Source organism: Crenobacter intestini, from assembly GCF_004919095.1.
Taxonomy (GTDB): Bacteria; Pseudomonadota; Gammaproteobacteria; order Burkholderiales; family Chromobacteriaceae; genus Craterilacuibacter; species Craterilacuibacter intestini.
In genome coordinates this window covers 93,772-118,850 of the sequence record NZ_STGJ01000012.1, presented here as the reverse complement: position 1 = coordinate 118,850, position 25,079 = coordinate 93,772, and the positions used below count along the sequence as shown (strand labels likewise).

Sequence of the window (25,079 nt, the reverse complement as noted above, 5' to 3'; positions counted from 1 at the left end):
TCGCCAAAGCTGATCTCGAACACGGTCGGCGGCTTACTTCTTGTCTTCGGTTTCGGCCTTGACGTCGATCACGCGGCCTCCCTCGGCCGGCTTCTGCTCTTCGTCACCCTTCATGCCTTCCTTGAAGCCCTTGACCGCGCTGCCCAGGTCCTGGCCCACGTTGCGCAGTTTCTTGGTGCCGAACACCAGGACGACGACGACCAGAACGATGATCCAGTGCCAGATGCTGAAAGAACCCATGATGTGTCTCTACCCAGATTGATGTGTTGTTAGTGCGCAGGCCATCGCCTGCGCGGGAAAACTCAGGCCTTGTGGCCGAACACGTGCAGGTGCAGGTGCGGCACTTCCTGTCCGCCGGCGCGGCCGGTGTTGATGCCGCACTTGAAGCCGTCGGTCATGCCCTGTTCGGCGGCAATCTGCGGCGCCAGCAGCAGCATGCGGCCCAGCATCGCCTGGTGGGCGGGTTCGCAATGCGCGAGGCTGTCGACATGCGCCTTGGGGATGATCAGCACGTGCACCGGCGCGATCGGCCGGATGTCGTGGAAGGCGACGAAATCGTCGTCTTCGTAAACCTTGGTGGCCGGGATGTCGCCCGCCACGATCTTGCAGAAGATGCAGTCGCTCATTCGGATATGTCCTGTATTACTCGGCCTGGCGCGAGGCCTTCTCGTCGATGCCGGAGATGCCCTCACGGCGCCGAAGTTCCATCAGCACGTCTTCCGGGCGTAGGCCGTGATGGGCCAGCAGCACCATGGTGTGGAACCACAGGTCGGCGACTTCGCGCACCAGGTGCAGGCGGTCGCCGTCCTTGGAGGCGAGCAGCACCTCGGCCGATTCCTCGGCCACCTTCTTCAGGATCGCGTCCTCGCCCTTGCGGTACAGGGACGCAACGTAGGAAGACTCGGACGTCGCCTCGCGGCGGGCTTCGAGCGTGTCGGCCAGCTTGCTCAGCACCTCGGTATCGATCATCGGGCAGCCCTCGGGACGGTTCGAAAAGTATAAGGTGATTTTATTGCAGCAACGTGAATTTTCGATAGGGAAAACCCGCGATGCCTTGTCCGCCGTCAAGCGGACGGGCCGTGGCCGTAGATCGCGGCCGGGTCCTTGCGCACCGGGTCGGTCACCTGCCACGCACCGTCGCGCCACACGCGGTAGAAGCAGGATTCGCGCCCGGTATGGCAGGCGATGCCGCCCACCTGCGTGATCTGCAGCACGATCACGTCGCCGTCGCAGTCGAGCCGCATTTCGCTGACCGTCTGCAGGTGGCCGGACTCCTCGCCCTTCTTCCACAAACGGCCGCGCGAGCGGCTGAAGTAATGGGCAACGCCGGTCACGGCAGTCAGCGCGAGCGCCTGGCGGTCCATCCACGCGACCATCAGCACGCGCTGGGTCGCCGCGTCCTGCGCGATCGCGGTGACCAGGCCCTTGTCATCCCAGCGCACCGCGTCCAGCCAGTTGCCGGTGTCCATCTGTCCGTCCTTGCCCGCGCTCATAGCCGCACCTCGACGCCGGCCGCGCGCATCGCCGCCTTTGCCTCGCCGACCGTGTGGTCGCCGAAGTGGAAGATGCTGGCGGCGAGCACCGCGTCGGCCTTGCCTTCCTTCACGCCGTCGACCAGGTGCTGCAGGGTGCCGACGCCGCCGGAGGCGATCACCGGCACCGGTACCGCCTCGGACACCGCGCGGGTCAGCGCGAGGTTGAAACCCTGGCGGGTGCCGTCGCGGTCCATGCTGGTGAGCAGGATCTCGCCGGCGCCATATTCGGCCATCTTCACCGCCCACTCGACCGCGTCGAGGCCGGTCGGGCGCCGCCCGCCGTGGGTGAACACTTCCCAGCGCGTGTTCTCGGCGTTGACCGCCTTGGCGTCGACTGCGACCACGATCGCCTGGCTGCCGAAGCGGCCGGCGGCGTCGCGCACCAGGTCCGGGTCGGTGATCGCCGCGGTATTGATGCCGACCTTGTCGGCGCCGGCGTTGAGCAGGCGGCGCACGTCGGCGACGCGGCGCACGCCGCCGCCGACGGTCAGCGGGATGAACACCTGGTCGGCGACCGCCTCGATCACGTGCAGGATCAGGTCGCGGTCGTCGGAGCTGGCGGTGATGTCGAGGAAGGTCAACTCGTCGGCGCCCTGCTCGTTGTAGCGGCGGGCAATCTCGATCGGGTCGCCGGCGTCGCGCAGGCCGACGAAGTTGACGCCCTTGACCACGCGGCCGGCGGTCACGTCGAGACAGGGGATGATGCGTTTGGCGAGCATGGCAAAAACCGGGAGAAAATGCGGGGGGCGCCGCCGCCGGACACGCCGGCGGCGGCGTAAGGTCAGGCGGACAGCTCGTCGGCCAGCGTCTGCGCTTCGGCGAAGTCGATGGTGCCTTCGTAGATGGCGCGGCCGGTGATCACGCCCTCGACGCCTTCGCTACGCACCGCGCACAGCGCGCGCACGTCGTCGAGGCCGGTCAGGCCGCCGGAGGCGATCACCGGTACGGTCAGCGCCTGCGCGAGCTTGACGGTAGCGTCGACGTTGACGCCGCTGAGCATGCCGTCGCGGCCGATGTCGGTGTAGATCACCGACACCACGCCGTAGTCCTCGAAGCGGCGGGCCAGGTCGACCACGTTGTGCTGGGTCACTTTCGCCCAGCCGTCGGTCGCGACCTGGCCGTCCTTGGCGTCCAGGCCGACGATCACGTGGCCGGGGAAGGCGTCGCACGCGTCGTGCAGGAAGCCGGGGTTCTTCACCGCGGCGGTGCCGATGATCACGTACTTGAGGCCCATGTCGAGGTAGGCCTCGATGGTGTCCAGGTCGCGGATGCCGCCACCCAGTTGCACCGGCATGTCGTTGCCGACCTCGCCCAGGATGTCGCGGATCACGCCGCGGTTCTTCGGCTTGCCGGCGAACGCGCCGTTCAGGTCAACCAGGTGCAGGCGTCCGGCGCCCTGGTCTCGCCAGTGCATGGCCATTTTCACCGGGTCGTCGGAGAACACGGTCGCGTCGTCCATCACGCCTTGCTTGAGGCGTACGCACTGTCCGTCCTTGAGGTCGATAGCGGGTATCAGCAGCATGGTGCATTCATCTACGGAAGGTTAAACACTGCCGTCCCAGGCGAGGAAGTTCTTCATCATCTGAAGGCCCGCCCGGTGGCTTTTCTCGGTGTGGAACTGCGTGGCAAAAATATTATCGCGCCCGACGATGCACGCGAAGCGGTCCGGGTATTCGGATTCGCCCAGCGTCAGCGCGCCGGTCGCCGGCGCGAAACGGTAGCTGTGCACGAAGTAGAAGCGCTCGCCGTCTTCGATGCCGGCAAACAGCGGGTGCGGCCGCGTCTGGAACACGCGGTTCCAGCCCATGTGCGGCACCTTCAGGCGCTCGCCCGCGGCGTCGGTCAGCCCCGGCGCGAAGCGCACCACGTCGCCGGCGAAGAGGCCCAAGCCCTGCGTGTCGCCTTCCTCGCTGTGTTCGAACAGGAGCTGGGCGCCGACGCAGATGCCGAAGAAGGGCTTGCTGCGCGTGGTCTCCAGCACCGCCTCGGCCAGCCCGTGCGCGTGAAGTTCGCGCATGCAGTCGGGCATCGCGCCCTGGCCGGGGAACACCACCTTGTCGGCGCGCACCACTTGGTCGGGGTCGGAGGTGAGGAATACCTCGGCGCCGGCGTCGTTGACCGCCTGCACCGACTTCAGGACCGAGTGCAGGTTGCCCATGCCGTAATCGATGATCGCGACCTTCATGCCGTCAGCGTCCCCTTGGTCGACGGCATGCGCCCGGCCATCCGCTCGTCAAACTCGACCGCCATGCGCAAGGCGCGGCCGAAGGCCTTGAACACCGTCTCGGCCTGGTGGTGGCTGTTCACCCCGCGCAGGTTGTCGATGTGCAGGGTGACCATCGCGTGGTTGACGAAGCCGTGGAAGAACTCGGAAAAGAGGTCGACGTCGAAGCTGCCGATCGAAGCGCGGGTGAACGGCAGGTGGTACTCGAGCCCCGGCCGGCCGGACAGGTCGATCACCACCCGGCTCAAGGCCTCGTCCAGCGGCACGTAGGCGTGGCCGTAGCGGCGGATGCCCTGCTTGTCGCCGATGGCGCGCGTGAAGGCCTGCCCCAGCGTGATGCCGATATCCTCGACCGTGTGGTGGGCGTCGATATGCAGGTCGCCGACCGCGTGGATGTTGAGGTCGATCAGCCCGTGGCGGGCGACCTGGTCGAGCATGTGTTCGAGAAAGGGCACGCCGGTGTCGAAACGGGCGGCGCCGGTGCCGTCGAGGTTGACCGAGACGGTGATCTGCGTCTCGGCGGTGTTGCGGGTGACAGTCGCGCTACGCATGGTTCACGCCAGTTCCTGTTGCAGTGCGGACAAGACCGCGTCGTTTTCTTCGGGGGCGCCGACGGTGAAACGCAGGCAGTTTTCCAGCAGCGGATGCGCGCCGTCGAGCTTCTTGATCAGGATGCCGCGCGCCTTGAGCGCGGCGAACAGCGCACCGGCGCCCGCCACCCGGCAGGTGACGAAGTTCGCTTCGCTCGCGAACACCTCGACGCCGGGCAGCCGGGCGAGCGCCGCCGCGAGGCGCGCGCGCTCGGCGCGCAACAGCGCCGCCTGCTCGTCAAACAGGGCGAGGTGGTCGAGCGCGAAGTGCGCGGCCTCCTGGGTCAGCACATTGATGTTGTACGGCGGGCGTACCTTGTCGATCTCCCCCACCCAGGCCGGGCTACCCGCCGCGTAACCCAGGCGGATGCCGGCCAGCCCCACCTTGGAGAGCGTGCGCATCACCATGAGGTTGTCGACGCTGCCGGCGAGGTCCATCAGGCTGTCGTCGGCGAAGGCCTGGTACGCCTCGTCGACCACTACCAGGCCCGGCGCGACCGCGAGCACCGCCTCAACGTCGGCGCGCGCGTAGCGGTTGCCGGTCGGGTTGTTCGGGTACGCGATGAACACCAGCGCCGGCTGGTGCGCCTCGATCGCGGCGAGCAAGGCGTCAAGGTTCAGGCTGAAGTCGGCGTTCAGCGGGACGCCGACGTAGCGCATGCCGGCAAGCTCGGCGCCGACGCGGTACATCACGAACGAGGGTTCGAGCGCGAGCATGATCGCGCCGGGGCGCGCCAGCGCCTGCATGGTGAGCGTGATCAGCTCGTCCGAGCCGTTACCCAGCAAGAGTTGCGCGTAAGGGGAGATGCCGAAGGCAGCGGCGAGCCTCTCCTTGAGGCCGCCGCCGTCCGGATCCGGGTAGCGGTTGACGGCGACGCGGCCTAGACGGCGGCCCAGTTCGTCCTGCAGGGCGGGCGGCAACGGGAACGGATTCTCCATCGCGTCGAGCTTGATCATGCCGCGCGCGTCGGCGACGTGGTAGGCGTGCATGGCGGCCACTTCCGGGCGCACCCATGCCTGGGCTGCAGGTTTCATCGGTCGGCTTCGTCTCGTGCACGTCATCCAGATGACGCGCTAAATATCCGCATATCGTAACGGTTTATCGGCCGGCGGGCGAGTCTCACGCCCGCCCCCGCTCAGTCAGCCTGCGTCAGCCGCAGCTCGGCGGCACGCGCGTGCGCGGTCAGCCCCTCGCCGTGCGCGAGCACGCTGGCGATGCGGCCGAGCCGGTCTGCCCCCTCGCGCGAGACGCGGATCAGGCTGGTGCGCTTCTGGAAGTCGTACACGCCCAAGGGGCTGGCGAAGCGCGCGGTACGGCTGGTCGGCAGCACATGGTTGGGGCCGGCGCAGTAGTCGCCCAGGCTCTCCGAGGTGAAGCGCCCCATGAAGATCGCGCCGGCGTGCTTGAGCGCCGGCAGCCACGCCTCGGGGTCGGCCACCGACAGCTCGAGGTGCTCGGGCGCGATGTAGTTGGCGATGCGGCACGCCTCGTCGAGGTCGGTCACCTGCACCAGCGCGCCGCGGTTTGCCAGCGACGCCGCGATGATGTCGCGCCGCGGCATGCTGGGCAGCAGCCGCTCGATGCTCGCCGCCACCGCGTCGAGGTAGGCCGCGTCCGGGCACAGCAGGATCGCCTGCGCGATCTCGTCGTGCTCGGCCTGGCTGAACAGGTCCATCGCGATCCAGTCCGGGTCGGTCGTGCCGTCGCAGATCACCAGGATCTCGGACGGGCCGGCGACCATGTCGATGCCGACCACGCCGAACACGCGGCGCTTGGCGGCGGCCACGTAGGCGTTGCCCGGGCCGGTGATCTTGTCGACCTGGGCGATGGTTTCGGTACCGTAGGCGAGCGCGGCGACCGCCTGCGCGCCGCCGACGGTGTACACCTGGTCGACGCCGGCGATATACGCGGCGGCGAACACCAGGTCGTTACGCTCGCCTCCCGGCGTCGGCACCACCATGACGATCTCGCCGACACCGGCAACCTTGGCCGGCAGCGCGTTCATCAGCACCGAGCTCGGATACGCGGCCTTGCCGCCGGGCACGTAGATGCCGACACGGTCGAGCGCCGTCACCTGCTGGCCGAGCAGGGTGCCGTCCTCGTCCTCGTACTGCCAGGAGTGCGCGAGCTGCTTCTCGTGGTAGCGGCGTACCCGCCCGGCGGCGGCGGACAGCGCCGCGCGCTGCGCCTCGGGCAGGCGCAGGAAGGCCGCCTCCAGCGCGTCGCGGCCCAGCGTCAGCTCGGCCATCGACGCGGCCTGCATGCGGTCGAAGCGGTTGGTGTACTCGATCAGCGCCGCGTCGCCGCGCGCCTTCACGTCGGCGCAGATCGCCGCGACGCGCTCGTCGACGGTCGGGTCCTGCGCGGTCTCGAACGCCAACAGTGCCTGCAGGCGTTCGCCGAAACCGGCGTCGCCGCTGTTCAGTCTTTGCATGCCGCCTCCCCTTGCCGGACCACCGACGAGAACGCGTCGAGCACCGGCTGGATCGCGCCGTACTTGAGCTTGAGCGCGGCCTGGTTGACCACCAGCCGCGAGCTGATGTCGAGGATATGCTCGACAGAGGTGAGGCGGTTCGCCTTCAGCGTGCCGCCGGTCGACACCAGGTCGACGATCGCGTCGGACAGGCCGACCAGCGGCGCCAGCTCCATCGAGCCGTACAGCTTGATGATGTCTACGTGCACGCCCTTCTTGGCGAAATGCTCGCGCGCGATCAGCGGGTACTTGCTCGCCACCTTCAGGCGCGCGCCCTTCTTCACCGCGGCGTCGTAGTCGAAGCCCTCGGGAACCGCGACCATCATCTTGCAGCGCGCGATATTGAGGTCGAGCATCTGGTACAGGCCGTCGCCGCCGTGCTCGATCAGCACGTCGCGCCCGGCGATGCCCAGGTCGGCGGCGCCGTACTGCACGTAGGTCGGCACGTCAGACGCGCGCACGATGACGAGGCGCACGTCGTCGCGGTTGGTGCCGATGATCAGCTTGCGCGAGGACTCTGGGTCCTCGGCCGGGACGATGCCCGCTGCTGCCAGAAGCGGCAGCGTTTCTTCGAAGATGCGCCCCTTGGACAGCGCGATGGTCAGCTTCATGATGGTTTCTTGGTCTGGATGGTCAACGGGTCAGCGCTCGGCGTTCTCGCTCGAGCTGGGCGACGTAGCGCTGGACGAGGCCCTCGCGCGCCGTGCTCATGTTCAGGAACTGGCAGCCGACGCGCGTCGCCGGCTCGCCGCTATTGAGGGTCAACTCGCGCCGGTTGCGCACCTCGATGCCGACCGGCAGCACGCCCAGGCCGGGCAAGTCGACGCTGCAGTCGGCGTAGCGCTGGCCATAGTCGAAGCCGGCCAGGTCGTGCTCGGGCAAGTCGAGCGCCATGCCGCCGATGCTGATGTCGAACAAGGGCAGCAGCAGCTCGCCGGCTGGGTGGTCGTAGATCCGGCAGCACACTGGGTTCGCCAGCGGCGTCTTCACGCGGAACATCTCGCGCCGCTGCAGGCGGATCATCGCGGCGGGCAAGGCGACTTCGAACGCCGGCCGGCCATCGAAGTCGATTTCGCGTGGCTGGCCGGTCGAGAACTGGGTCTTGATGCCGTCGGGCGCGCAGGTGAACACATTGTGCGGACAGGCAAGCAGGATGCGGTTGGCGGCCTCATTGCCGCCCCAGTCGAACACCAGCGTGCCGGTTTCGGCGTCGGCCGTGAGCACGCGGGTGAGCACGCAGTTCTTGCCCTGGTTCGAGTAGACGGTAAGCATCACCCCCGCCTGCGCGAGACCGCGCAGGTGGTGGGCGATTTCCAGCCGGGAAGTCAGCGTGTAACGCTCGAGCTCGGTTGCGCCGTTCGGGCTGCCGGGTGCTGCACTCACATCAAAATCCTGTCGTTCGGTCTTCGTCTCGCCACAGTCTACCGCAACAGAATACGAATATCATGGGCGAGCGCGTCGGCCGGCGTGCCGTATGCCTGGTAGACGCGCAACTGGCCGTCGCGGCCGATCAGGTAGGAGCCGGCGCTGTGGTCCAGCGTGTAGCCGCCGCCCTCGCCCTCCACCCTGTTCGCGACGATCTTGAAGCGGCCGGCGACGGCGGCCACTTCGTCCGCCGTGCCGGTCAGCCCCACGAAGGTCGGGTCGAAATGCGGCACGTAGCCCTTAAGCACGGCCGGCGTGTCGCGCGCGGGGTCGAGCGAGACGAACAGCACCTGCAGGCCGCGGCCGTCCTCGCCCAGCGCGCGGCGCGCGGCGGCGTATTCGAGCATCGTCGTCGGGCACACGTCCGGGCAGTGGGTGTAGCCGAAGAACAGCGCGACCACCTTGCCGCGGTAGTCGGACAGCGCGACGCGCTGTCCGTCATCCGCGAGCAGCGCGAAGTCGCCGCCGAAGGCGACGCCGGTGAGGTCGCTGCCCTTGAACGGCAGCTTCTGCGCCGGCGGCTCGGCGGGCGAACAGGCGGCGAGCAGCCAGGGCAGGCACGCCAGGCAAATCAGGCGAAGCAGGCGGGACATCAGCTGACGGGGATCATCCAGTAATGGTCGATAAGCAGCGCGGAGAACATCAGCGTAAGGTAGCTGATCGACTGCCGGAACATGCGCCGCGCGGTCTCGTCGGCGTAGTTTATATGCAATTTGCGTGCAATGCCGATAAAGCGCGCGTTCAGCACCAGAGCGGCCGTGAGATAAAGCATGCCGCTCTCGCCCAGCGCGACCGGCAGCAGGCTGACCGCGGCGAGCAGCCACGCGTAGAGCAGCATGGACAGCGTGGTGAAGCGCTCGCCGTGGGTAAGCGGCAGCATCGGCAGCCCGGCGGCGCGGTACTCGTCACGCCGGTACAGCGCGAGTGCCCAGAAGTGCGGCGGCGTCCACGCGTAGATGATCAGGAACAGCACCATCGCCATCGCGCCGACCTCGCCGGTCGCCGCCGCCCAGCCGAGAATCGGCGGCATCGCACCGCTGGCGCCGCCGATCACGATGTTCTGCGGCGTGTTCGGCTTGAGCAGCAGGGTATAGACGATGGCGTAGCCGACGAAGGTGGCCAGCGTCAGCCACGCGGTCAGCGCGTTGACGAAGCCCACCAACAGCGCCATGCCCAAGCCTCCTGCCCCGAGCGCGACCGTCAGCACCAGCGCGAAGCCCGCCTCGCCGCTGGCGGTGGCTCGGCTACGGGTGCGGCGCATCCGCGCGTCGACCGTGCGCTCGACCAGGCAGTTGACCATCGCGGCGGCGCCAGCGACCAGCCCGATGCCCAGCGTCGCGGCGATGAGCAGGCCCGGTTCCGGCAGGCCCGGCGTCGCGAGCAGCATGCCGATCACCGCGCAGAACACGATCAACAGCACCACCCGCGGCTTGGCAAGCCGCCACAGTTGCGCGGGCAGCGCTACCACCCGTCCTGCCTGCATCGTCGTCATCGCACGCCCCCCTGCTGGCCGAATTGATAGAGACGGCGGCCGATGGCTGCCGTCAGCGGCGCGCGGGCGCGCACCGCCACCGACAGCACGCCCGCCGCGAGCAGCATCGCCCCCGCGTTGTGCGCCACCGCCAGCGGCAGCGGCAGCGCGAACACCACGTTGGCGACACCCAAGCCCACTTGCAGCGCCCACAGGCTCAACAACAGCCACCGGCTCGCCCGCCACGCGGGCTCCGCGCGGGTGTGCCACAAGAGCGCGGCGAGCAGCACGCTGAGCAGCAGCGCACCCGCCCGGTGCAGCCAGTGGATGGCGACCAGCGCGCCCCAGGCAAGCGGCGTGCCGTCCGGCCCCTCGCCCAGCGCACGCGTCACGTGCAGCGCAGCCGTAAAGTCCATGCCCTCCGGCCACCACGCACCATTGCACTGCGGGAAGCCCTGGCAGGCAGGCGCCGCGTAGTTGGACGTCACCCAGCCGCCGAGCAACACCTGCACGGCCACCGCGGCGACCAGCGCCCAGGCAAGCGCCCGCGTAGGCGGCGGCGCCGGCAGCGGCGCGAGGCTGGCGCGGGTGAGCAGCGCCGCAATCAGCGCGACAATCGATATGCCGCCGATCAGGTGCAGGCTGACGATCGCCGGTTTCAGCAGCAGGGTCACCGTCCACATGCCAAGCAGCCCCTGAAATACCACCGCCGCGAGCAACGTGCCGGCGAGCAGGCGCTGCGTGCGCTGGCGCCACGCCAGCCACGCGATGCCGACGATGACCAGCCCCAGCGCTGAGGCAAGGTAGCGGTGGCTCATCTCCTTCCACGCCTTGGCAAGGCTGACCGGCCCGTGCGGGTCGGCCGCGTGCACGTCGACGATCACGTCGCGCGCGTGCGCCGGGCTGAGCTTGCCGTAGCAGCCCGGCCAGTCCGGGCAGCCAAGCCCGGCGTCCGACAGCCGCACGTAGGCGCCCAAGGGCACCACCACGCAGGCGACCAGCAGCGCGAGCCACAGCAGGCGGCGCATATTGGCGGGCATCTTCCCCATCTTCAGCCCTCCCGCCCGAGGCCGTTATTGGTCTTGATCACCTTGCCGACCTCGCGGATCAGGCGCACCGGGTCGGCCGACGCCGGATAGGCGAGCACCTGGTTGCCCCGCGGGTCGACCAGCACCCGGCTGCCCGGCGCCTTGCCCGCCGCGGAGAGCTGCAGGGTGGCCAGCCGGTTCGACTGCTCGCCCTGCGCGACGCGGATGCGTTCGAGGCCGGCGAGCCGGTCGCGGCAGGCGGCGTCACAGGGCGCCGCCTCGTACTGCACCAGCACCCAGCGCCCGGCAGGCCAGGCGCCCGGGGCGGCGTCGGCGAACGGCCGCGTCGGCAACAGGGTGCCGTAACTCTTGCCGCCCGCCGGCGGCGCGCCGAAATACAGCGCGGTCGACAGCACGACCGGGGATACGCACAAGACGAAGATTGATGCGAGTTTTCCGCGGGGCGTCATGGAGTGGTCCTCCTGGAGGAAACGGTCAGCCGCCACGCGAGCGGCGCGAGCAAGAGCCCCAACAGCAGCCATTGCAAGGCGTAGCCATAGTGACGGCGCGGATCGAACGCGGGGCGCAGCGGCGACGCGGCAAGCCCCGCAAGCGGCGGCGCCATCACCAGCACCCCCGCCAACAGGCCCGGGTAGCGCACGGCGAGCGCGGCGGTGTCCGGCGCGTCGACCTCGCCCGCCGCGCCGTGCACGGCACCGGCGAGGGTGAACGGCCGCGGCCAGCGCTGCCAGGACCCGCTGCCCGATAGCCGCGCAGGCAGCTCGCCCCCCGCCTCGCCCTGCCCCGCGTCGACCATCAGGTGGCGGCCGTCCGCCAGCCGTAGCGGCAGCCAGACCCGCACCCGCCCGTCCATCTGCCGCCAGAACAGCGCCGGCCCCGCCAGTTGGCCCGCGAAGGCGGCGCGCCGGCCGGGTTCGGCGGTAGCGAGGGCGTCCACCGGCAAGGGCGCGCGAGCGGCGGCGGCGGCCAGTGCCGCGAGCTCGGCGCCGCGCGATGCGCCGCGCTGCCACTGCCAGGCGGCCAGCGCGAACGGCAACAGGCAGAGCAGCCACAGCGCACTAGACTTGAGCAAACGTCCCTGGGGGGAGCCTTTCGTGAAAGCCTTGCTCGCTGCCGTCGTCGTCGCCATCCTCTACGCCCTCTTCTCTGGCCTTGCCGCGCTGATGCGCCCGCAAACTGATCCTGCGCGCCTCGCGCGGCTGTTGACGGTACGCGTCGCGCTGTCCGGGCTGTTGTTCGCCCTGCTCATCGGCGGCGGCGCGCTCGGCTGGTGGGGCCGCTAGCCCTACAGCCAGTAGACGAACACGAACAACAGCAGCCACACCACGTCGACGAAGTGCCAGTACCACGCGGCTGCCTCGAAGCCGAAGTGGTGGCGCGCGTCAAAGTCGCCGCGCGCCACGCGCAGCCAGATCACCGCCAGGATCAGCGTGCCGACCAGCACGTGCAGGCCGTGAAAGCCGGTCATCATGTAGAAGGTCATCCCGTACGCGCCGGAGGCGAAGGTCAGCCCCAGCTCGTGCATGGCGTGCCGGTACTCGTACGCCTGCAGCAGCAAAAAGAGCACGCCCAGCAGCACGGTCGCGCCGAGGCCGGTGAGCAGCCGGCTGCGCCTGCCGGAGAGCAGCGCCCAGTGCGCCCAGGTCAGCGTGGCGCCTGAGGTGAGCAGGATGGCCGTGTTGAGCGCGGGCAAGCCCCACGCGCCCATCGCCTGGTAGCCCGCCGGCAGGCCCGGCGCGGTGACCAGCGGCCAGGCCGGGTTGAAGTCCGGGTAGAGCAGCTTGTGCGCGGCGTCGCCCAGTTCGGGCACCGAGATCACCCGCACGTAGTAGAGCGCGCCGAAGAAGGCGGCGAAGAACATCACCTCGGAGAAGATGAACCAGCCCATCCCCCAGCGGAACGACATGTCCTCGCGCGCACGGTAGGCGCCGGCACGGCTCTCGCGCACCACGTCGCCGAACCAGCCGACGAGCATCCATACAAAGATGGCGGCGCCGATGGCCAGCGACCACGGGCCGACCAGCACGCCGTTCAAGGCGAAAGCGGCGCCCAGCCCCAGACAGAACAGCGCGAGTGCGCCGACCAGCGGCCAGCGCGACGGCGACGGCACGTAGTAACGGGTCTGCCGCGCGGCCGCGTCGGCGCCGTGCCCGTTGTCGGCAACTTCATGACCTTGCATCCCTAGCCTCCCGCGACGGCGACGATGCCGCGCACCAAACCCCACAACAGGACGGCGGCCAACAGCGCGACCAGCAGCGCCGCCACCACCACCTCCCACCCCTTCAGCGCACGGTCCGCACCCGCTGCACGGCCACGCCGCACGCCGAAAAACGCCGCGAGCACCGCGCGCAGCGCCTGAGCGAGCCGCACCTAGGGTTCCCGCCCCGGCAGCGAGAACACCGAATACGCCAGCGTGATGCGGCCGATCTCAGCCGGCAGCGCCTTGTCGACGACGAACACCACCGGGAAGCGGCGCGTCTCGCCCGGCTCGAACGCCTGTTCCCTGAAGCAGAAGCAGTCAAGCTTCTGCACATGCGGCCCGGCCGCCGCCGGCAGGTAGCGCGGTACCGCCTGGCCAACCACACGCTTATCGCTGCGGTTGGTGATCTCGTAGTCGACGCGGATGAACTCGCCGGTGCGCCCCTCGACACGGCGGACCAGCGGCACCACCTGCCACGGCAGGCCCGGCTGCACGGTGGCGTCGAAGTCGAGCGTCACCGGCACGCCGGCCACCACGTCCTGCTGCGGCGCCTCGCCCGCCTTGACGAGCTGGTTGACGCCGGTCACCTCGCAGATCACCCGGTACAGGGGCACCAGCGCCCACGCGAAGCCGAACATCAACAGCGCGATCAGCAGGAACTTGCGCAGCAGGATGCGGTTGTCGGTACGCGAGACCATCGCCGTCTCCTCAGTGGTGCTCGCCGCCTTGCATGGAGAGGATCACCCCGTTGTCGCCGGCCTTAAGCTCGGGCGCCTCGACAAAGCTGTGGTAGGGCGCCGGCGTCGGGATCTTCCATTCGAGGGTGTTGGCGCCCTCCCACGGCAGTTGCGGTGCCTCCTTGCCGTGCTTGATCGAGCGCACCATGTTGTAGAAGAAGATCAGCTGCCCCAGGCCGAACATCATCGCGCCCACGCTGGCGATCGCGTTGAAGTCGGTAAACTGCAGCGCGTAGTCGGGGATGCGCCGCGGCATGCCGGCCAGCCCCAGGAAGTGCATCGGGAAGAAGGTGACGTTGAACCACAAGAGCGACCACCAGAAGTGCAGCTTGCCAAGCCCCTCCGAATACATCTTCCCCGTCATCTTGGGGAACCAGTAGTAGACGGCGGCGAACAGGCTGAACAGGGCGCCGGCGACCAGCACGTAGTGGAAGTGGGCGACCACGTAGTAGCTGTCCTGCAACTGGACGTCGACCGCCGCCACCGACAGGATCACCCCGGACAGCCCGCCGATGGTGAACAGCATCACGAAACCGATGGCGAACAGCATCGGCGTCTCGAAGGTCATGCTGCCCTCCCACATGGTTGCCACCCAGTTGAACACCTTCACCCCGGTCGGCACCGCGATCAGCATGGTCGCGTACATGAAGAAGAGCTGCGCGGTCGCTGGCATGCCGGTGGTGAACATGTGGTGCGCCCACACCATGAAGCTCAGGATGGCGATGCTGGCGGTCGCGTACACCATCGACGCGTAGCCGAACAGCGGCTTGCGCGCGAAGGTCGGGATCACCTGGCTGACGATGCCGAACGCCGGCAACGCCATGATGTAGACCTCGGGGTGGCCGAAGAACCAGAAGATGTGCTGGTACATCACCGGGTCGCCGCCGCCGGCCGCGTTGAAGAAGTGGGTGCCGAAGTGGCGGTCGGTCAACACCATGGTCACCACGCCGGCGAGCACCGGCATCACCGCGATGATCAGGTAGGCGGTGATCAGGCTCGCCCACGCGAACATCGGCATCTGCATCAGCCCCATGCCGGACGCGCGCAGGTTGAGCACGGTGACGACGATGTTGATCGCGCCCATCACCGAGCTCACGCCGAGGATGTGGATCGCGAAGATGGTCATGTCCATCCCCATGCCGCCCTGCGTCGACAAGGGCGCGTACAGCGTCCAGCCGGCCGCCGCCGCGCCGCCGGGCACCCAGAACGACAGGATCAGCAAGAGCGCCGCCGGCGGCAACAGCCAGAAGCTCCAGTTGTTCATGCGCGCGAACGCCATGTCCGGCGCACCGATCATCAGGGGCAGCATCCAGTTGGCGAGGCCGGTAAATGCCGGCATGATCGCGCCGAACACCATCACCAGGCCATGCAAGGTGGTGAGCTGGTTGAAGAGTTCGGGTTGCCAGAACTGCAGCCCCGGCATGAACAGCTCGGCGCGGATCGCCAAGGCCATCACCCCGCCCGAGATGAACATGGCGAACGCGAACCACAGGTAGAGCGTGCCGATGTCCTTGTGGTTGGTCGCGTACACCCAGCGCGCCCAGCCGCTCGGTTTGTCGTGCGCGTCGTGTGGCAGGTGCGCGCTGTCTTCGACGGTCGCCATCGCTTTCTCCTTACGCCTGGCCGCCACGGGCGGCCTTGATGTCTTTCGGCTGCACCACCTTCTCGTCCCGGTTGCCCCAGGCGTTGCGCTCGTAGGTGATCACCGCCGCGATCTCGGTGTCCGACAGCTGCTTGCCCCACGCCGCCATCGCCGCGTTCTTGCGGCTGCCGTTGAGCACGATGTCGATGTGCGCGGCGACCGGCCCGGTCGCGACCACGCTGCCGGAGAGCGCCGGGAAGGTGCCAGGCACGCCCTTGCCGTCTTCCATATGACAGGCCACGCAGTTCTTGCGGTACACCTCCTCGCCGCGCCTGACCGCTTCGTCGAGCTTCCACACCTTGGCCGGGTCGTCCGCCTGCGCCGCCAGCTGCGCCTTCTTGGCCGTGAGCCAGCTCGCGTATTCGGCCTCGGGTTTCACCTCGACCACGATGGGCATGTAGCCGTGGTCCTTGCCGCACAGCTCGGCACACTGGCCGCGGTAGGTACCCGGCGTGTCCGCCTTGAACCACGCCTCGCGCACGAAGCCGGGGATCGCGTCCTGCTTGACGCCGAAGGCCGGCACCCACCATGAGTGGATCACGTCGTTGGCGGTCAACAGCAGGCGCACCTTCTGCCCGACCGGCACGACGAGCGGCTCGTCCACCTCGAGCAGGTAGGGGCCGCCGGCGGTCTTCAGCGTGCCGTCGCGCGGCGTTGTCAGGTGGCTCATGAAAGCCAAGCCGTCGTCCAGGTAGTCGTACTGCCACTTCCACTGGTAGCCGGTAACCTTGACCGTCATGTCCTCGCCGCGCGTCTGCTTCTGCGCGAGCACCACACGGGTCGCCGGCCACGCCATGCCGATCAGGATCAGCAGCGGCACCACCGTCCAGACCACCTCGACCGTGGTGTTCTCGTGGAATTGCTTGGCCTGGTGGCCCGCGGATTTGCGGTGGCGGACGATCGCGTAGAACATGACGCCGAACACGGCGACGACGATGGCGATCGTGATGTAGAGCAGCAGGGTGTGCAGGTCGTAGACGTCGCGGGCGACCGGCGTCACCGGCGTCTGCAGGTTGAGCTGGTTCGCACGCACGGCAGTCGACGCCAGCACGGCCAGCAGCAGGACAGGCAGGACAGGCGGCATGTTTCCCCCTTCGCGCAGGGGCAGCCGCCCCCAAATGGTCTGTTGCCGGCCGTGTCATGCCAGCCGGTTTTTTTGATGCTAGGACTGTTTCCGTATAAAACAAGAAACACCGATTGCGCCTTGCAACAGTGACGAGGGAGCGATACAACGGGGAACACCCCAACCTGACTGGAGAGAGCCATGAAGACTCGTCTGCTTGCCGTGCCTGCCCTGCTGCTGCTTGTCGCCGGCTGCCAGAGCATGATGGCGCCAACCTACCGCAGCAACGTTGCCGCCTACGGCAGCCAGTGGTTCGCCGACGCAGGCCACCCGCTGGCCGGACCCCTCGCCTGCGAGAACCAGGGCGACGCGGTGACCCTGGTGTGCACCGGCACCACCGCCGCTGGCAAGGCGGCGACCATGAGCGGCGTACTGCCGACCGCCGAAAACGCGGGCGCACCGTTTGTCGGCAGCGTCGCCGGCAACCGCGTATTCACCGCGCGCATGCCACAGTAAAGCGCCCGTTAAAAACAAAAACCCCCGCTTTGCCAAGCGGGGGTTTTTGGTTGAACGGGCCGGATCAGGCGAATTCGATCTTGCCCTCGGCGATGCTTTTGAGGATGGCCAGCGACTCGACGCGGCTGACGCCGGCTTCCTCGATCAGCGCGCGGCCACTCTGGAAGCCCTTCTCGATCACGATGCCGACCCCGGCCACCTCGGCGCCGGCCTGGCGCACGATGTCGATCAGCCCGCAGGCGGCGTGGCCGTTGGCGAGGAAGTCGTCAAGGACCAGCACCTGCTCGCCGGCCGACAGGTAGCGGCGCGACACGCGCACGCGGTAGGTCTTCTGCTTGGTGAACGAGTAGACGTCGCTCTCGTACGCGTCCTTGTCCAGCGTCAGGCTCTCGGTCTTCTTGGCGAACACCACCGGCACGTTGCCGAAATGGCGCGCGGCCATCACTGCCACCGCGATGCCGGATGCCTCGACGGTCAGGATCTTGTCGACCTTGACGCCGGCGAAGCGGCGGGCGAATTCGGCGCCCATCGCGTCGAGCAGGGCGACGTCGAGCTGGTGGTTGAGGAAGTTGTCGACCTTGAGGACGTAACCGTCGAGCAGTCGGCCGTCGGTCAGGATCTTGTCTTTGAGTAGCTGCATGGCGGGCGGTCGGGCGTGCATTGAAATGCGCGCCATTGTAACACCGCTTGCCCGCGCTCAGGCGGCGTCCGCGCCGCCTTCCCACGGCAATTCGAGCAAGGGGGGCATGCCCAGCGCCGCGGTGAGCGTCGCCAGGTTTTCCGCGTAACGCGGCTGCGCGGCGGAGAGCCGGTTGGCGACCCAGCCGGCGAAGGTGCAGCCGGACGCGCGGACCGCGCGCGCGGTCAGCAGCGCGTGGTTGATGCAGCCAAGCTTCATGCCGACGACCAGGATCACCGGCAATTCCAGCGCGCGCGCGAGGTCTTCCATGTACAGGGTGTCGCTCAGCGGCGCGAGCCAGCCGCCGGCACCCTCGACCAGCACGCAGTCGGCCTGGCCGGCAAGCTTGCGGTAGCAAGCGGCGATGTGCTCAAGCGAAATGTCGACGCCCGCCTCGCGCGCGGCGATGTGCGGCGACACCGCAGGCTCGAAGCGGTAGGGATTCATCAGCGCAAGGTCGGCCTGCCCGGTCGCGGCACATAGCCGCGCGACGTCGTCGTTGTGCCAGCTGCCGTCCGCCAGCCGCTCGCAGCCGGAGGCGACCGGCTTCATCGCCAGCACCGTCTTGCCCTGCCGCTGCAAGTGCGCGATCAGCCTGACCGCGCCATGCGTCTTGCCGATCTCGGTGTCGGTACCGGTAACGAAGTAGTTGCCGTGCATCGTGAAGCCCCCTGTGCGGTTTCGCGGCCCTCACACGCGCTCCACTGCACGATGCTGCCGCTGCCAACATGATAACAGCCGGATGTTTGCCACTCGAGCCACCCGCCAAGCTGATAGCATTCGATTAAAACAACAATAATGAAATTGATTAGATGAATCCCGTAGGCTATTCCGGTACGGCAGGAATCCTGCCGGACGGGTCATGCCCGCCGCAATGCATACCTACCAAGGAGTCATCCATGAATAATCGCCTGATCTTGCAAGGCGGTCTGGCTGCTGCCCTGTGCCTGGCCGCCCCCTGGGCCTCTGCACTGACGGTGGACCTGAACAAGGCAGCCAGCCCGATGGCCAATATCTCCACGACCACCAACGGTGGCTGGAGCTGGAGCCACCACGGTGTCGGCCCGCTCAAGGGCACGCTGGACGGCAAGTCGTTCACCACCTACTGCGTCGAACTGAACCAGCCCCTGAGCTGGTATTCGAAAGACTACTCGCTGGCGAACTTCAGCCCGGCCGACAAGAACATGCTCGACCGGCTATATACTGTCGCCAGCGACAAGGTGACCGACCTGACCAAGGGAATCGCCTTCCAGCTGGCGGTCTGGGAGATCACCCACGAAAGCCTGGACAAATTCCAGACCAAGTATGCGCCGGGCAGCTCCGGCCTGTTCGGTGGTGCCAACCTCGACGCGCAGCATACTACGGCGTTCGCGACGGCGAACCAGTGGCTGGCCGACGCCAAGGCGCTGGACGCGTCGAAGATCAGCTGGTCGACACAGAAGCTGACCAACGGCCACTACCAGGACTATGTGCTGGCGGTGGCCGTGCCGGAGCCGGAAACCTACGCGATGATGCTCGCCGGTCTCGGCCTGGTGGGCATGATTGCCCGCCGCAAGCAGGCCCGTGCGGGCAAGCTGGGAACGCCGGCGGTATGAAGGACGCCCGGACGCGGCGACGCCGACCTCGTGGGTCGGCACGCTGACGTCCGGGCCTTGTGAGCCGGCTTGACGATGGTTCGGCCTTGTGGGCCTTGGGTTTCAAACATTGATCGGGTTGAAACCGATTGGCAGCCCTCTGTCGGCGGCGCGTCTCCCGAACTTGCAACGGGACGGGAAGGCGTCGGCCACGCACCGGCCGGTTAGGCTGCCGGATGAAAAAACCTCTCAGACGTCTCCTTGCGCCTTCAGGCGCTCTTCCTTGTTCGACAGCTTGTTCAGCGCCGACAGATAGGCCTTGGCGCTGGCGACGATGATGTCGGTGTCCGCGCCCTGCCCGTTGACGATGCGCCCGTCACGCGCCAGGCGCACGGTGACTTCGCCCTGCGATTCGGTGCCCTTGGTGATCGCGTTGACCGAGTAGAGCTCGAGTTCGGCACCGCTTCCCACCACGCCCTCGATCGCCTTGAACGCGGCGTCGACCGGGCCGGAGCCGGACGACTCGGCACGGCGCTCGACGCCGTGTTCGGCGAACACGATGGACGCCAGCGGCGCCTCGCCGGTCTCGGTCGCCACCTTCAGCGACACGAACTTGTAGTCTTCCTGCTGTGCACCGACCATCTCGTCGGACACCAAGGCGTGCAGGTCTTCGTCGAAGATCTCGCGCTTCTTGTCGGCCAGTTCCTTGAAGCGGGCGAACGCCGCGTTGACCGCCTCCTCGCTGTCCAGCGTGATGCCCAGTTCGGCCAGCTTGGTCTTGAACGCGTTGCGCCCGGAGAGCTTGCCCAGCGTCAGGCGGTTGGCGCTCCAGCCGACCGACTCGGCCGACATGATCTCGTAGGTCTCGCGGTGCTTGAGCACGCCGTCCTGGTGGATGCCGGACTCGTGCGCGAAGGCGTTGGCGCCGACGATCGCCTTGTTCGGCTGTACCGGGTAGCCGGTGACGGTCGACACCAAGCGCGAAGCTGGCACGATCTGTGTCGCGTCGATGCGGGTATCGACGCCGAAGATGTCGCGGCGCGTCTTCACCGCCATCACGATTTCCTCGAGCGCCGCGTTGCCGGCACGCTCGCCCAGGCCGTTGATAGTGCACTCGACCTGACGCGCGCCGCCGAGCACCGCGGCCAGGCTGTTGGCGACCGCCATGCCCAGATCGTTGTGGCAATGCGCCGACCATACCACCCGGCTGCCGCCCTGCGTCGCGCCGATCAGGTCGCGGAAGAACGCCTCGGTCACGCGCGGCACCGCGTAGCCGACGGTGTCGGGCACGTTGATCGTCGTCGCGCCAGCGGCGATCACCTCGCCGAAGATGCGCGCGAGGAAGGCCGGCTCGGAGCGCAGCGCGTCTTCGGCCGAGAATTCGACGTCGTCGGTGAACTCGCGGGCAAACTTGACCGCCTTGACCGCCGCCTCGACCACCTCGTCCGGGTGCATGCGCAGCTTCTTCTCCATATGGATCGGGCTGGTCGCGATGAAGGTGTGGATGCGGCCACGGGCAGCCGGCGCGATCGCCTCGCCGGCGGCACGGATGTCGCGCTCGTTGGCACGCGACAGCGAACAGACGGTCGACTCGCGGATCGCCTCGGCGATCGAACGGATAGACTCGGCGTCGCCCGGGCTCGCCGCGGCAAAACCGGCCTCGATCACGTCGACGCCGAGCCGCTCGAGCTGGCGGGCCACGCGCAGCTTCTCCTCGCGGGTCATCGACGCGCCCGGCGACTGCTCGCCGTCACGCAAGGTGGTGTCGAAAATGATCAAACGCTCGCCCATGTCCGGATTTCTCCCGTATCCGCCGGCCGGCGCCGCGCCGACCAGGTAGTCGCTGTAATCAAACCGCCTGCCCTGGCTGGCCGCCAGTTGCGCCAGCTTGTTCAGCTGCGCCAGCGGCAGGCTGCCGCGTTCCCGCCACTTGTAGATCGCCGCCCGCGATACCGGCTCGTCCGGATGCGCTCGGCTCAGCGCCTCGGCGATCGCGCCGGGGCCGCCAAAGTCGGCGATCAGTCGTTCGATATCGAGTTGCATGCGTCCCTCCTGGTGGCTGTTTGTCATAAACGTACGCCGACAGAGACATCATGTCAAACAAACTGTCTGATAATTTTCATATCATGGGTAGATTCGTGTCAGATACGCAAAAATCGGACGTTTTGTCTGATTTCGGCCGCAAAAAAACCGCCCTCAGGCGGCTTTGTAGAACCGGACGCTATGCCCGCTTGGGCAACTGGACGACGCGGGTCGCCGCCAGCCGGTCGTGCAGGCTGAGCTTCGCCGGGTCGAGCAGGCGGCAGGCAAACGGGATGGCGAGCCACAAAGGCAGCAACCACAGGGGCGCCGCCTCGCCCAGCGCGCGGCTCCAGCCGGCCCACACCAGCACCGGCACGCCGACGAACAGCACGAGCACCACGAGGAAACGGCGCAGCGCGTCCGGCCACGACAGCGCGCCGCCGTCGGCACGTTCGACGCGCAAGCGCCAGGTCTTCATCGCCAGCGTCTGCCCGCCGCGCGTCCAGCAAAAGCCGCAGTAGCCGAACATCAGGGCGGCCAGCGCCAGCCGGAACAGCCAGTCGGCGAACGCCCCGGCGGGGAGCAGCGCCTTCAGCGGCGTCAGCACGGCGGCGAAGGCGAGCAATACCGCGCAGCCCAGCAGGATTTCGTAGAACAGCGCGGCCAGCGTGCGCGCCAGGGTCGGCTCGGCGGATGGGATGGTCATGCGGTGGGCAGGCACAGGGTTCGGAAGCCGCCATTCTACCGCAAGACAATGTCACATACGGTCAGCGCTGGGCCGTCGGGTGCGTCAGCTCGAACAGCAGCGCGGCACGGCGCTCGGGTGCCAACGCCTGCACGCGCCGCCAGTTGGCGCGCACCCGCGCCTGCTCGGCGGGCGACAGCTCGACCCAGCGCCGCAGCTGGCGCTGCGCGCGCTCGCGCGCGTCCGGCGGCAGCTGCTGCAGCGCGTCGGCCAGTTCGACCAGCGACTGCTTCTTCTGCGCCGAATAACGGTTCCAGTCGCGGGCAAGCGGCACGAGCGCCTGCCGGCGCGACTCGGCGAGCATGTCCCAGTCCGGCGACGCCGCAGTGCCGGCCCACGCCGGCGCGGCCAGGCAACAAGCCAGCAGCAGGGTCCATCCCTTGATCATCGCGCACCTTCCTCCAGCGGTTGCAACAGCATCTCCAGCGGCCACTCCGACGACAGCATGGCCGCGTCGGTCGCGGCGTCGTGCCCCAACTCGGGCAGCGCAGGCCAGAAGGCGGCCGCAACCCCCACCAGCACGGCGGCGCCCGCCGCGCGGCGCAGGCGGCCGCGGGCAAGCCACAGCCGCGCCCGCAAGCCGTGGGGCGTCTTTGCGTGCCCCGCGCTGGCGGCAGCGTCTTCGCCCGGGTAGGCGTCTGCCAGCACGGCGGCGATCGCCGCGTCCAGCGACGGATAGCCATCTGCATCGCCGACGCCCTTCAGCTGCAGCATCGCATGCAGCGCTTGGCGTGCCGAGCGCAACTGGCGTTCGGCGCCAAACACCGTAGCGCCGGTCAGCGTCGCGACGCGCGCGGCGGGCCAGCCACCGAGCCCGTGCATGAGATAGGCGACCTGTTCGCCACGGCGCAGCAGCGCGAGCGCGGCGAGAATCAGCGGCAGCGCCCCGGGCTGCCGCGTCCAGCCGGGCGTCGCCAGTGCCGGCAGCGCCTCGAATTCGATCGGCGCCTCGGCCGCGACGGGCGCGCACCAGCGGCGGGGCCGGGGCAAGCGCGCGAGCAGGCAGCCCAGCCACAGAGCATCTTCCCGGTCCGTACCGAAACGGCTGCATGCAGCCTGGCGGGCAGCCTGCACGGCCGCTAGGCCGTCGACCCCATGAGGCAGCGCGACAGCCGCCAGCACGCGGGCGGCGGCAACAAGGTGCGGTGTGCGGGAAGCGGCGTTCATCTGGTGGCGGAAAAAAGCTGGAAGTCGTTATCTTAACAAAGCGCCCGTCCCGGCGTCAGCGCGCCAAAACCCTGATTTTTCCGGCCTTGCAGCCGCTTGTGCGTCCGCACAAAAGCGCTTGACCGTATTTTGCCGGATAAGATATGGTCATTAATTGCAACGGGACACCACATACACAAGACAGAGGCAACAATGCAGATATCGGGCGCGGAAATCCTCGTCCGCAGCCTGCAGGAGGAAGGGGTCGAATTCATTTTCGGCTACCCCGGCGGCGCGGTCCTAGAAATTTACGATGCCATCTTCAGGCAGAACCAGTTCAAGCATGTACTGGTCCGCCACGAGCAGGCAGCTGTCCACGCGGCTGACGCGTATTCCCGTTCCAGCGACAAGGTGGGCGTCGCGCTGGTCACCTCCGGTCCCGGGGCCACCAACGCGGTCACCGGCATCGCCACCGCGTACATGGACTCGATCCCGATGGTGGTGATCTCCGGCCAGGTGCCGACCCCGGCGATCGGCATGGACGCATTCCAGGAAGTCGACATGGTCGGCATCACCCGGCCGTGCGTGAAGCACAACTTCCTGGTCAAGGACGTCACCGAGCTGGCGTCGACCATCAAGAAGGCGTTCTACATCGCCAAGACCGGCCGTCCCGGCCCGGTCGTCGTCGACATCGCCAAGGACGTCACCCAGGCCAAACACGAGTTTTCCTACCCGGACAGCGTCCAGATCCGCTCGTACGTGCCGGTCACCCGCGGCCACCCCGGCCAGATCAAGAAGGCCGTCGGCCTGCTGCTCGAAGCCAAGCGCCCGTACATCTATGTCGGCGGCGGCGCGGTGCAGGGCAACGCGGCAGCCGAGGTGACCGAACTTGTGCGCCTGCTCGGCGTGCCGTGCACCAACACGCTGATGGGGCTGGGCGCGTACCCGGGTTCCGACCGCCAGTTCCTAGGCATGCTCGGCATGCACGGCACCTACGAAGCGAACATGGCGATGCAGAACTGCGACGTGCTGCTCGCCGTCGGCGCCCGCTTCGACGACCGCGTGATCAGCGTGCCGTCGCACTTCCTCGGCGCGCCGAAGAAGATCATCCACATCGACGTCGATCCCAGCTCGATCGCCAAGCGCGTCAAGGCCGACGTGCCCATCGTCGGCGACGTCAAGCATGTGCTCGCCGAGATGCTCGAATTGCTGCGCGCAAGCGCCCAGCGCCCCGACGCGCAGGCGCTCGCCCAGTGGTGGGAGCAGGTTGAGGCCTGGCGCGAGCGCAAGAGCCTGTGGTACGCGAAATCCGACGAACTGATCAAGCCGCAGCACGTGGTCGAGATGCTGTACGAGGTCACCGGCGGCAACGCCATCGTCACCTCCGACGTCGGCCAGCACCAGATGTGGGCCGCGCAGTACTACAAGTTCGACCGTCCCAAGCAGTGGCTGAACTCCGGCGGCCTCGGCACCATGGGCTTCGGCCTGCCCGCCGCCATCGGCGCGCAACTGGCGAACCCGGATGCGACCGTCGCCTGCATCACCGGTGAAGGCTCGATCCAGATGAACATCCAGGAGCTGTCGACCGCCAAGCAGTACCACACCCCGGTCAAGGTGCTCAGCCTGAACAACCGCTACCTGGGCATGGTGCGCCAGTGGCAGGAGTTCTTCTACGGCACCCGCTACTCCGAGTCGTACATGGACGCGCTGCCCGACTTCGTGAAGATCGCCGAGGCCTACGGCCATATCGGCATGAAGATCGAAAACCCGGCCGACGTCGAGCCGGCGATCCGCGAGGCGTTCAGCCAGAAGAACAGGGACCGCCTGGTGTTCATGGACTTCCGCACTGACCAGTCGGAAAACGTGTTCCCGATGGTGGGCAACGGCAAGGGCCTCGACCAGATGGACCTGCCGCCGCACATGCGCGAGCAGGACGGCGAAGCGGCCGATCGCGACTACGGCAACCTGTGCTGACCCGGAGCGAAGC

32 protein-coding genes are annotated in these 25,079 nt (G+C 67.9%); 4 read left to right on the top strand and 28 right to left on the bottom strand.

Annotation, left to right across the window (positions count from 1 at the left end; translation table 11 throughout):
* Positions 1-33 precede the first annotated feature (33 nt).
* The 17 genes from tatA to E5K04_RS11665 form a co-directional block, all read right to left on the bottom strand.
* Positions 34-240 carry a Sec-independent protein translocase subunit TatA gene (gene tatA / locus E5K04_RS11745; RefSeq protein ID WP_136554284.1) on the bottom strand — a complete coding sequence of 69 codons (207 nt, stop codon included), beginning with the start codon at positions 238-240 and terminating at the stop codon, positions 34-36.
* A gap of 62 nt (positions 241-302) precedes the next feature.
* Complete coding sequence (locus E5K04_RS11740; protein WP_136554282.1) at positions 303-626, bottom strand: histidine triad nucleotide-binding protein; 324 nt, start codon at positions 624-626, stop codon at positions 303-305.
* Positions 627-642: 16 nt separating this feature from the next.
* Positions 643-969 (bottom strand): phosphoribosyl-ATP diphosphatase, encoded by a 327-nt coding sequence (locus E5K04_RS11735; RefSeq protein ID WP_136554280.1) that lies wholly within the window; start codon positions 967-969, stop codon positions 643-645.
* A gap of 95 nt (positions 970-1,064) precedes the next feature.
* A complete protein-coding gene (hisI, locus tag E5K04_RS11730) occupies positions 1,065-1,469 on the bottom strand; it encodes a phosphoribosyl-AMP cyclohydrolase (protein ID WP_136554309.1) in 405 nt (134 codons plus the stop codon).
* A 20-nt stretch (positions 1,470-1,489) separates the two neighbouring features.
* Positions 1,490-2,254 (bottom strand): imidazole glycerol phosphate synthase subunit HisF, encoded by a 765-nt coding sequence (gene hisF / locus E5K04_RS11725; RefSeq protein WP_136554278.1) that lies wholly within the window; start codon positions 2,252-2,254, stop codon positions 1,490-1,492.
* Positions 2,255-2,316: 62 nt separating this feature from the next.
* Complete coding sequence (gene hisA / locus E5K04_RS11720; RefSeq protein ID WP_136554276.1) at positions 2,317-3,057, bottom strand: 1-(5-phosphoribosyl)-5-[(5-phosphoribosylamino)methylideneamino]imidazole-4-carboxamide isomerase; 741 nt, start codon at positions 3,055-3,057, stop codon at positions 2,317-2,319.
* Positions 3,058-3,078: 21 nt separating this feature from the next.
* Positions 3,079-3,720, bottom strand: coding sequence for an imidazole glycerol phosphate synthase subunit HisH (hisH, locus tag E5K04_RS11715; RefSeq protein ID WP_136554274.1), 642 nt, complete (start codon positions 3,718-3,720; stop codon positions 3,079-3,081).
* Positions 3,717-4,310: an imidazoleglycerol-phosphate dehydratase HisB gene (gene hisB / locus E5K04_RS11710; protein ID WP_136554272.1), complete on the bottom strand. Its 594-nt coding sequence runs from the start codon at positions 4,308-4,310 to the stop codon at positions 3,717-3,719. The genes hisH and hisB overlap by 4 nt, the downstream gene beginning before the upstream one ends.
* Before the next feature lie 3 nt (positions 4,311-4,313).
* Positions 4,314-5,384, bottom strand: a complete 1,071-nt coding sequence (gene hisC / locus E5K04_RS11705) for a histidinol-phosphate transaminase (protein WP_136554270.1) — start codon at positions 5,382-5,384, stop codon at positions 4,314-4,316.
* Between the two features lie 101 nt (positions 5,385-5,485).
* Entirely contained in the window at positions 5,486-6,784 is a 1,299-nt protein-coding gene (gene hisD / locus E5K04_RS11700; protein ID WP_136554268.1) for a histidinol dehydrogenase, read from the bottom strand.
* Positions 6,772-7,434 carry an ATP phosphoribosyltransferase gene (gene hisG, locus E5K04_RS11695; RefSeq protein WP_136554266.1) on the bottom strand — a complete coding sequence of 221 codons (663 nt, stop codon included), beginning with the start codon at positions 7,432-7,434 and terminating at the stop codon, positions 6,772-6,774. Before hisG ends, hisD begins: the two co-directional genes overlap by 13 nt.
* 22 nt (positions 7,435-7,456) lie before the next feature.
* Positions 7,457-8,206, bottom strand: a complete 750-nt coding sequence (locus E5K04_RS11690; protein WP_235844356.1) for a flagellar brake protein — start codon at positions 8,204-8,206, stop codon at positions 7,457-7,459.
* A 38-nt stretch (positions 8,207-8,244) separates the two neighbouring features.
* Complete coding sequence (locus tag E5K04_RS11685; RefSeq protein ID WP_136554264.1) at positions 8,245-8,841, bottom strand: SCO family protein; 597 nt, start codon at positions 8,839-8,841, stop codon at positions 8,245-8,247.
* Complete coding sequence (gene cyoE / locus E5K04_RS11680; protein ID WP_205700351.1) at positions 8,841-9,740, bottom strand: heme o synthase; 900 nt, start codon at positions 9,738-9,740, stop codon at positions 8,841-8,843. The genes E5K04_RS11685 and cyoE overlap by 1 nt, the downstream gene beginning before the upstream one ends.
* Positions 9,737-10,768 carry a COX15/CtaA family protein gene (locus tag E5K04_RS11675; protein ID WP_235844355.1) on the bottom strand — a complete coding sequence of 344 codons (1,032 nt, stop codon included), beginning with the start codon at positions 10,766-10,768 and terminating at the stop codon, positions 9,737-9,739. Before E5K04_RS11675 ends, cyoE begins: the two co-directional genes overlap by 4 nt.
* Before the next feature lie 2 nt (positions 10,769-10,770).
* The gene (locus E5K04_RS11670; RefSeq protein WP_136554261.1) at positions 10,771-11,217 is read right to left on the bottom strand and encodes a hypothetical protein; all 447 of its coding nucleotides are present in this window, start codon (positions 11,215-11,217) and stop codon (positions 10,771-10,773) included.
* Positions 11,214-11,840: an SURF1 family cytochrome oxidase biogenesis protein gene (locus E5K04_RS11665; RefSeq protein WP_235844354.1), complete on the bottom strand. Its 627-nt coding sequence runs from the start codon at positions 11,838-11,840 to the stop codon at positions 11,214-11,216. The genes E5K04_RS11670 and E5K04_RS11665 overlap by 4 nt, the downstream gene beginning before the upstream one ends.
* A gap of 22 nt (positions 11,841-11,862) precedes the next feature.
* On the opposite strand from E5K04_RS11665, the gene E5K04_RS11660 reads away from it, so the two are divergent.
* Positions 11,863-12,051 (top strand): DUF2909 domain-containing protein, encoded by a 189-nt coding sequence (locus tag E5K04_RS11660; RefSeq protein WP_168929218.1) that lies wholly within the window; start codon positions 11,863-11,865, stop codon positions 12,049-12,051.
* A gap of 2 nt (positions 12,052-12,053) precedes the next feature.
* On the opposite strand, the gene E5K04_RS11655 is transcribed toward E5K04_RS11660, so the two are convergent.
* The 5 genes from E5K04_RS11655 to coxB are packed head-to-tail and all read right to left on the bottom strand — an operon-like array spanning position 12,054 to position 16,431.
* Positions 12,054-12,947 carry a cytochrome c oxidase subunit 3 gene (locus tag E5K04_RS11655; RefSeq protein ID WP_136554255.1) on the bottom strand — a complete coding sequence of 298 codons (894 nt, stop codon included), beginning with the start codon at positions 12,945-12,947 and terminating at the stop codon, positions 12,054-12,056.
* A 2-nt stretch (positions 12,948-12,949) separates the two neighbouring features.
* Positions 12,950-13,138, bottom strand: coding sequence for a DUF2970 domain-containing protein (locus tag E5K04_RS11650; protein ID WP_136554253.1), 189 nt, complete (start codon positions 13,136-13,138; stop codon positions 12,950-12,952).
* A complete protein-coding gene (locus E5K04_RS11645; RefSeq protein WP_136554251.1) occupies positions 13,139-13,666 on the bottom strand; it encodes a cytochrome c oxidase assembly protein in 528 nt (175 codons plus the stop codon).
* A 10-nt stretch (positions 13,667-13,676) separates the two neighbouring features.
* A complete protein-coding gene (gene ctaD / locus E5K04_RS11640; protein ID WP_136554249.1) occupies positions 13,677-15,308 on the bottom strand; it encodes a cytochrome c oxidase subunit I in 1,632 nt (543 codons plus the stop codon).
* Between the two features lie 10 nt (positions 15,309-15,318).
* Complete coding sequence (gene coxB / locus E5K04_RS11635) at positions 15,319-16,431, bottom strand: cytochrome c oxidase subunit II (RefSeq protein ID WP_136554247.1); 1,113 nt, start codon at positions 16,429-16,431, stop codon at positions 15,319-15,321.
* A 180-nt stretch (positions 16,432-16,611) separates the two neighbouring features.
* Here coxB and E5K04_RS11630 point away from each other — a divergent pair, with 180 nt between their 5' ends.
* A complete protein-coding gene (locus E5K04_RS11630) occupies positions 16,612-16,926 on the top strand; it encodes a hypothetical protein (protein WP_136554245.1) in 315 nt (104 codons plus the stop codon).
* Between the two features lie 64 nt (positions 16,927-16,990).
* Here E5K04_RS11630 and E5K04_RS11625 read toward each other — a convergent pair whose 3' ends face one another.
* A complete protein-coding gene (locus E5K04_RS11625; protein ID WP_136554243.1) occupies positions 16,991-17,566 on the bottom strand; it encodes a xanthine phosphoribosyltransferase in 576 nt (191 codons plus the stop codon).
* A gap of 57 nt (positions 17,567-17,623) precedes the next feature.
* Positions 17,624-18,265: a dethiobiotin synthase gene (gene bioD, locus E5K04_RS11620; protein ID WP_136554241.1), complete on the bottom strand. Its 642-nt coding sequence runs from the start codon at positions 18,263-18,265 to the stop codon at positions 17,624-17,626.
* 239 nt (positions 18,266-18,504) lie between these two features.
* Here bioD and E5K04_RS16900 point away from each other — a divergent pair, with 239 nt between their 5' ends.
* Positions 18,505-19,200: a PEPxxWA-CTERM sorting domain-containing protein gene (locus E5K04_RS16900; RefSeq protein WP_235844353.1), complete on the top strand. Its 696-nt coding sequence runs from the start codon at positions 18,505-18,507 to the stop codon at positions 19,198-19,200.
* A gap of 228 nt (positions 19,201-19,428) precedes the next feature.
* Here E5K04_RS16900 and E5K04_RS11610 read toward each other — a convergent pair whose 3' ends face one another.
* The 4 genes from E5K04_RS11610 to E5K04_RS11595 all read right to left on the bottom strand — a co-directional run bounded on the left by E5K04_RS11610 (position 19,429) and on the right by E5K04_RS11595 (position 22,936).
* Positions 19,429-21,222, bottom strand: a complete 1,794-nt coding sequence (locus E5K04_RS11610; RefSeq protein WP_136554239.1) for a 2-isopropylmalate synthase — start codon at positions 21,220-21,222, stop codon at positions 19,429-19,431.
* Between the two features lie 178 nt (positions 21,223-21,400).
* Complete coding sequence (locus tag E5K04_RS11605; protein WP_136554237.1) at positions 21,401-21,907, bottom strand: RDD family protein; 507 nt, start codon at positions 21,905-21,907, stop codon at positions 21,401-21,403.
* Positions 21,908-21,968: 61 nt separating this feature from the next.
* The gene (locus E5K04_RS11600) at positions 21,969-22,334 is read right to left on the bottom strand and encodes a DUF3106 domain-containing protein (RefSeq protein ID WP_136554235.1); all 366 of its coding nucleotides are present in this window, start codon (positions 22,332-22,334) and stop codon (positions 21,969-21,971) included.
* Positions 22,331-22,936, bottom strand: a complete 606-nt coding sequence (locus E5K04_RS11595) for a hypothetical protein (protein WP_136554233.1) — start codon at positions 22,934-22,936, stop codon at positions 22,331-22,333. Before E5K04_RS11595 ends, E5K04_RS11600 begins: the two co-directional genes overlap by 4 nt.
* 369 nt (positions 22,937-23,305) lie before the next feature.
* Here E5K04_RS11595 and ilvB point away from each other — a divergent pair, with 369 nt between their 5' ends.
* Entirely contained in the window at positions 23,306-25,066 is a 1,761-nt protein-coding gene (gene ilvB, locus E5K04_RS11590; protein WP_136554231.1) for a biosynthetic-type acetolactate synthase large subunit, read from the top strand.
* Positions 25,067-25,079: the final 13 nt, after the last annotated feature.

Bases quoted from the DNA above. Each gene is read 5' to 3' on its own strand.
- E5K04_RS11645 (WP_136554251.1), bottom strand. From the start codon at position 13,666: ATGGTCTCGCGTACCGACAACCGCATCCTGCTGCGCAAGTTCCTGCTG.
- E5K04_RS11740 (WP_136554282.1), bottom strand. From the start codon at position 626: ATGAGCGACTGCATCTTCTGCAAGATCGTGGCGGGCGACATCCCGGCC.
- hisB (WP_136554272.1), bottom strand. From the start codon at position 4,310: ATGCGTAGCGCGACTGTCACCCGCAACACCGCCGAGACGCAGATCACC.
- hisI (WP_136554309.1), bottom strand. From the start codon at position 1,469: ATGGACACCGGCAACTGGCTGGACGCGGTGCGCTGGGATGACAAGGGC.
- hisD (WP_136554268.1), bottom strand. From the start codon at position 6,784: ATGCAAAGACTGAACAGCGGCGACGCCGGTTTCGGCGAACGCCTGCAG.
- E5K04_RS11675 (WP_235844355.1), bottom strand. From the start codon at position 10,768: ATGGGGAAGATGCCCGCCAATATGCGCCGCCTGCTGTGGCTCGCGCTG.
- E5K04_RS11600 (WP_136554235.1), bottom strand. From the start codon at position 22,334: ATGATCAAGGGATGGACCCTGCTGCTGGCTTGTTGCCTGGCCGCGCCG.
- E5K04_RS11630 (WP_136554245.1), top strand. From the start codon at position 16,612: ATGAAGACTCGTCTGCTTGCCGTGCCTGCCCTGCTGCTGCTTGTCGCC.
- ctaD (WP_136554249.1), bottom strand. From the start codon at position 15,308: ATGGCGACCGTCGAAGACAGCGCGCACCTGCCACACGACGCGCACGAC.
- hisH (WP_136554274.1), bottom strand. From the start codon at position 3,720: ATGAAGGTCGCGATCATCGATTACGGCATGGGCAACCTGCACTCGGTC.
- hisG (WP_136554266.1), bottom strand. From the start codon at position 7,434: ATGAAGCTGACCATCGCGCTGTCCAAGGGGCGCATCTTCGAAGAAACG.
- E5K04_RS16900 (WP_235844353.1), top strand. From the start codon at position 18,505: ATGAATAATCGCCTGATCTTGCAAGGCGGTCTGGCTGCTGCCCTGTGC.
- ilvB (WP_136554231.1), top strand. From the start codon at position 23,306: ATGCAGATATCGGGCGCGGAAATCCTCGTCCGCAGCCTGCAGGAGGAA.
- E5K04_RS11670 (WP_136554261.1), bottom strand. From the start codon at position 11,217: ATGACGCCCCGCGGAAAACTCGCATCAATCTTCGTCTTGTGCGTATCC.
- E5K04_RS11625 (WP_136554243.1), bottom strand. From the start codon at position 17,566: ATGCAGCTACTCAAAGACAAGATCCTGACCGACGGCCGACTGCTCGAC.
- cyoE (WP_205700351.1), bottom strand. From the start codon at position 9,740: ATGACGACGATGCAGGCAGGACGGGTGGTAGCGCTGCCCGCGCAACTG.
- coxB (WP_136554247.1), bottom strand. From the start codon at position 16,431: ATGCCGCCTGTCCTGCCTGTCCTGCTGCTGGCCGTGCTGGCGTCGACT.
- hisA (WP_136554276.1), bottom strand. From the start codon at position 3,057: ATGCTGCTGATACCCGCTATCGACCTCAAGGACGGACAGTGCGTACGC.
- E5K04_RS11610 (WP_136554239.1), bottom strand. From the start codon at position 21,222: ATGCAACTCGATATCGAACGACTGATCGCCGACTTTGGCGGCCCCGGC.
- E5K04_RS11735 (WP_136554280.1), bottom strand. From the start codon at position 969: ATGATCGATACCGAGGTGCTGAGCAAGCTGGCCGACACGCTCGAAGCC.
- E5K04_RS11685 (WP_136554264.1), bottom strand. From the start codon at position 8,841: ATGTCCCGCCTGCTTCGCCTGATTTGCCTGGCGTGCCTGCCCTGGCTG.
- hisC (WP_136554270.1), bottom strand. From the start codon at position 5,384: ATGAAACCTGCAGCCCAGGCATGGGTGCGCCCGGAAGTGGCCGCCATG.
- E5K04_RS11655 (WP_136554255.1), bottom strand. From the start codon at position 12,947: ATGCAAGGTCATGAAGTTGCCGACAACGGGCACGGCGCCGACGCGGCC.
- hisF (WP_136554278.1), bottom strand. From the start codon at position 2,254: ATGCTCGCCAAACGCATCATCCCCTGTCTCGACGTGACCGCCGGCCGC.
- bioD (WP_136554241.1), bottom strand. From the start codon at position 18,265: ATGCACGGCAACTACTTCGTTACCGGTACCGACACCGAGATCGGCAAG.
- E5K04_RS11605 (WP_136554237.1), bottom strand. From the start codon at position 21,907: ATGACCATCCCATCCGCCGAGCCGACCCTGGCGCGCACGCTGGCCGCG.
- tatA (WP_136554284.1), bottom strand. From the start codon at position 240: ATGGGTTCTTTCAGCATCTGGCACTGGATCATCGTTCTGGTCGTCGTC.